Source organism: Nocardia sp. NPDC004260 (assembly GCF_053603155.1).
The window spans coordinates 1-1,668 of the sequence record NZ_JBSGEZ010000248.1; the positions used below are offsets into that span (position 1 = coordinate 1).

Here is a 1,668-nt window from a genome sequence, read left to right on the forward strand (position 1 = left end):
TCCTTCGTCGCGTACGCGGCGGCCGCGCAACCGCGAGCCGGGCCGCGAACGGCGCATGCTCGGTCTCGCTTCGCTCGAAAGACGTGGTCGGGGTGCGCTGGGCGCGTCGGTATCGGAACTCGCCACCAAGTGCGCGCGGTTGTGGTGGCTCGGCTATCGGCTCGGCCCGAATGCCCGTGCTTACTCCTTCGCCGCTGCGGCTGCGCGAGACGGGCTGTTCGGCGTTCCAGCGCCTGCGGTGCTGGATGTTCGCGAGTCGGGCCGTGAACGGTGGATGCTCGGTCTCGCAAAGCCCAAGCAGTTCCGTGTGTGGCGATCCACCCGCGGGACCTGGATTTTCACTGCTGGGCCGGTTCACAAGCCGTCTGAAGCGTGTGCGTCTTGTGCCGCGGCGGGCCCAGGCAGAACCGCAAGCCCGTTCGTCGGCCGACGCGGACGTCAGTATGAGTTAGCCGGTCGGACGCGCGGACTGGGCCGTCCGTGAAGGCGGGTCAGTTCGTGGCGAACGCCAGGTTTTCCGGGGTTGTCGGGACCGCGAGGCCTGCCAGCGCTTTTGCGTGTAGGGCACGCTTGATCACCGGCAGGTTGGGCCTGCGGTTGCTCGCCAGTGCCGCCGCCCGCTGGACGGCGGTCGCGAGCAGCTCGTCGGCTTCGGCCTTGTCGTCCACGATGCCCGCGGCGATCGCCTCGTCGGCCGGGTAGCGGTGGCCGGTGGTCATCGCCTGCACGCAGACCTGGTTGCTCAGCCGCTCGGTGAGCAGGGCGTTCATCCCGATGGTGAACGGCATGCCCAGGTGCACCTCGGGCAGGCAGTAGAAGCCGCGATCAGCCCGCATCACCCGGAAATCGTGTGAGGTGGCCAGCATGGCGCCCGCGCCGAAGGCATGGCCGTTGATCGCGGCGACGGTCGGCAGCGGGAATGCGAGCAGGCGGGTGTAGAGCGAGTGCACGCGGTCGAGGTAGCCGTGCATCTTCTCCAGGTTGCCGAACAGCCAATCGGTGTCCAGACCGTTGCTGAAGAACTTTCCGGTCGCCGTCGTCACCAGCGCGGCGGGCCCAACGGAACTCTCGACCTCGTCCAGCAGCCCGTGCAACGCGTCGATCCAGTCCGGGTGGAAGCGGTTCTCGCTGTCCGCCTGTCCCTCGGCGCCGAGGTACACGACGAACACTTCACCTTGGCGTTCCAGATACGGCATGCGGTGCAGCGTAACGGGCAACGACCGATCCCCTACTCGCGGGTAGCAGTCGAACATCGACCGCAACGGTCGCCCCCTCGCTGGTGATCCCCCGGCCGGGTAACCATCCCCACGCCACCAGCGAGCACCGCTCGTTTCGAGCGCTGCAAAGGCGAGCATGCGCCATTCGCCGCTGGCTCGCGAACACATAGCACCGCAGAGGCTGGAAAGGCTGACTACAGCCCGGCCCGCATTCGAGCGGCTAGGCCGCAAAGAAGCGCAAGCGACGGCAGGGTCAGTCCGGCCTAGCCAACAGCCAGCGAGCCAGCCACTACAAACCGCGCGCACTGAGTAGCCAGCTCCGCAACCGACGCGCCCAGCACACCCCAACCCCGTCTTTCGAGCGAAGCGAGACCGAGCATGCGCCGTTCGCGGCCCGGCTCGCGTTTGCGCGGCCGCCGCGTACGCGACGAAGGAGCAAGCGGCGGCCGCG

1 protein-coding gene is annotated in these 1,668 nt (G+C 68.2%); it reads right to left on the reverse strand.

The features are described 5' to 3' along the window. Positions 1-491: 491 nt before the first annotated feature. The gene (locus ACWEO7_RS39395; RefSeq protein ID WP_452430928.1) at positions 492-1,196 is read right to left on the reverse strand and encodes an enoyl-CoA hydratase-related protein; all 705 of its coding nucleotides are present in this window, start codon (positions 1,194-1,196) and stop codon (positions 492-494) included. Between the last annotated feature and the right edge of the window lie 472 nt (positions 1,197-1,668).

What these genes read in the sequence shown, in the direction of transcription:
- ACWEO7_RS39395 (WP_452430928.1), bottom strand. Translation starts at nt 1,196, where the DNA reads ATGCCGTATCTGGAACGCCAAGGTGAAGTGTTCGTCGTGTACCTCGGC.